This is a genomic window from Streptomyces lasiicapitis, from assembly GCF_014646335.1.
In the GTDB taxonomy this organism is placed as follows: Bacteria; Actinomycetota; Actinomycetes; order Streptomycetales; family Streptomycetaceae; genus Streptomyces; species Streptomyces lasiicapitis.
Map to the genome: position 1 here is coordinate 1 of NZ_BMNG01000037.1, position 2,872 is coordinate 2,872.

The following is a 2,872-nucleotide window of genomic DNA, read 5'->3' on the forward strand; positions in this document are numbered from 1 at the left end:
CCCGCAAATACTCCAACGACAACAACTCAACCGGCACATCCGCCACATCAAAAGGCGGCAGCGCCGACCAGCGTTCGTCACCGTGCCGCGCCCGCAGCACACGCCAGAGCTGGTGGTCGCGTCCGACGGGAACGGCGGTCAGACCGGCCCGCGTGATCTCCGGCACCAACTCCGGCTGACTCGCCACCCGCACCTCATGACCCGCCGTGTCCAGGGCGTGTGCCAAGGACACCATGCTGAAGAAGTGCGTCCGTACCGCATAAGCAGTGAAGAGAATCCGCATGTCAATGTCCTCCGAACGTCCCACGGGGTTCGCAACGGGTGTTCATGTCGCGGGTGCTCACGGCGGCCGACAAGAACCGATCCACATCATGACCCAACGGGAGGAAAGGTGAAAGGGATAGTATTGGCTGGAGGTTCGGGCAGCCGCCTCATGCCGATTACGGCAGGCACCTCGAAACAACTACTGCCGATCTACGACAAGCCAATGATCTTCTACCCGCTTTCGGTTCTGATGCTGGCGGGAATCCGGGACGTCCTGATCATCGCGGCTCCCGAATCCATGTCCGCGATGCGCGGACTGCTCGGCGACGGAGCACATCTCGGAATCAACATCACCTACGCGGAACAGTCCGAGCCGCGCGGCATCGCCGATGCCTACATCATTGGCGCCGGCCATGTCGGAAACGACCGTTCGGCGCTCATACTCGGCGACAACCTGTTCCATGGGGCGGGCTTCCAGGACTTGCTGCGCGAGGCCCGGGAGAAGGCGGATGGCTGTACGCTCTTCGGCTATCCGGTGGCGGATCCCGAGCGTTATGCGGTGGCGGACACCGATGCGCACGGAAACTTGATCGGAATCGAGGAGAAGCCGACCCGCCCGGCATCCAAGAACGCCATCACGGGGCTCTATTTCTATGACAGCGACGTGGTGGAAATGGCGCGCGGAATACACCCGTCACACCGCGGCGAACTGGAGATCACCGATGTCAACAGGCTGTATCTCGAAGCCCGCAGCGCCCGCCTCGTGCAGTTGGGACGCGGCTTCACCTGGCTCGACGCCGGCACGTTCCGGTCCCTGCTCGACGCCAGCCAGTACGTCCAGGTCCTGATGGACCGCCAGGGCGTGCGGGTGGCCTGCGTGGAGGAGATCGCGCTGCGCATGGGATTCATCGGCGCCGAGCAGTGCCACGAACTGGGCCTGGCCATGGGCAATTCCGGCTATGGGCGCTACGTCTGCGATGTCGCGAAATCGCTGGCGTGATCCACGAGGGGGGTGGTTGACATGCGCGTACTGGTGACCGGCGGCGCCGGATTCATCGGCTCGAACTTCGTCCGGCGCATGCTCGCGGGCGCGTACGCGGGCTTCGAGGACGCCGAAATGGTGGTCCTCGACAAGCTCACCTATGCCGGGAACCTCGGCAATCTCGCCGATGTCCTCGACGATCCGCGGCTGCGTTTCGTGCGGGCCGACGTCTGTGACAGGGACGCCGTCGAGCAGGCCCTCGCGGGTGTGCGGACGGTCGTGCACTTCGCGGCGGAGTCCCACGTCGACCGGTCGGTGCGGGACGGCGACGCTTTCGTCGCCAGCAACATCGTCGGCAGCTACGAACTGCTGCGCGCCGCGCTGCGCACCGGGGTCGACCGGTTCGTGCTCGTCTCCACGGACGAGGTCTACGGAGCCACCGAGACGTCCTCCTGGACCGAGGACTTCCCGCTCCGCCCCAACTCGCCCTACTCGGCGTCGAAGGCGTCGGCGGAGCTGATCGCGCGGTCCTTCCACCGGACGTACGGCCTCCCGGTCTGCACCGCCCGGGCCTCCAACACGTACGGCCCCTACCAGTTCCCCGAAAAGCTCATCCCGCTCTTCGTCACGAACCTCCTGGACGGCCGCACCGTCCCGCTGTACGGCGACGGCTCCCAGGTGCGCGAGTGGATCCACGTGGACGACCACTGCCGCGGCCTCGCCCTCATCGCGGGCTCGGGGCGCCCCGGCGAGTCGTACAACATCGGCGGCGGCACGGAGATCTCCAACGCCGAACTGACCGGGCTGCTCCTGGAGTTCCTGGATTCCGACTGGTCCCGGGTGCGCTTCACGGAGGACAGGAAAGGGCACGACCAGCGCTATTCGATCGACTGCCGGAAGATCCGCGAAGAGCTCGGGCACCGGCCTCTTGTCGATTTCCGCGCGGGTCTCCTCGACACCGTGCGCTGGTACGCGGACAACCGGGACTGGTGGCAGCCGCTGAAACAGCCCGGCCGGCTTCCCGTGGCCGTGCTGGCAGAACCTCACTGACAACGAATCCCAGCGACAGAAGGGCTCAGGGAGATGGACCGGGCAGCAGCCGTCAGGAAAGAGATCCAGAACTTCATGGATCAGTACTACGCGCGCGAGGACGGTGCGTCGGAAGGCGCCGACATGTTCGACATCGACTCCTTCACCGTGGTGCAGCTCGTGCTGTATCTGGAGGACAAGTTCGACATCGTGATCCTGGAGGAACTCCACGGATTCGTTGGCGGCGACTTCGACGCCTTCGCCACGTTCGTCGCCGCCACCGGCCAGGAGCACGATGCGGCGTGAGCAGGATCCTGTTCGTCCTCTACGCGGAGAAGACCCACCTCTTCATTCAGGTGCCGCTGGCACGGGCCTTCGCGGCGGCGGGTCATGAGGTGCGGGTGGCGAGTCAGCCGGAGTTGGTGCCGGAGGTCACGCGGGCCGGTCTGACCGCCGTTCCCGTCGGACGCGACCACGGAATGGGGCGGCTCCTCGCGCTGCGCCCGGAGTTCAGAAGCCGCTTCGGCGGCAGCGATCTGCCGCCTTTTGATGTGGCGGATGTGCCGGTTGAGTTGTTGTCGTTGGAGTATTTGCGGG

3 protein-coding genes and 2 pseudogenes are annotated in these 2,872 nt (G+C 65.5%); 4 read left to right on the forward strand and 1 reads right to left on the reverse strand.

Translation table 11 applies throughout. The annotated features are described in order from the left end of the window. Positions 1-283: pseudogene (locus tag IEY91_RS41355) on the reverse strand (activator-dependent family glycosyltransferase); the annotation flags it as partial. A gap of 108 nt (positions 284-391) precedes the next feature. Here IEY91_RS41355 and rfbA point away from each other — a divergent pair. From rfbA to IEY91_RS42260, 4 genes and pseudogenes are all read left to right on the forward strand, one after another. Then, a complete protein-coding gene (gene rfbA / locus IEY91_RS41360) occupies positions 392-1,264 on the forward strand; it encodes a glucose-1-phosphate thymidylyltransferase RfbA (RefSeq protein WP_189177900.1) in 873 nt (290 codons plus the stop codon). A 21-nt stretch (positions 1,265-1,285) separates the two neighbouring features. After that, a complete protein-coding gene (gene rfbB / locus IEY91_RS41365; RefSeq protein WP_164317461.1) occupies positions 1,286-2,296 on the forward strand; it encodes a dTDP-glucose 4,6-dehydratase in 1,011 nt (336 codons plus the stop codon). A gap of 33 nt (positions 2,297-2,329) precedes the next feature. Beyond that, positions 2,330-2,581 carry an acyl carrier protein gene (locus tag IEY91_RS41370; RefSeq protein ID WP_164317463.1) on the forward strand — a complete coding sequence of 84 codons (252 nt, stop codon included), beginning with the start codon at positions 2,330-2,332 and terminating at the stop codon, positions 2,579-2,581. Further along, positions 2,578-2,872, forward strand: a pseudogene (locus IEY91_RS42260) (glycosyl transferase family 28); the annotation flags it as partial. The gene IEY91_RS41370 and the pseudogene IEY91_RS42260, both read left to right, overlap by 4 nt.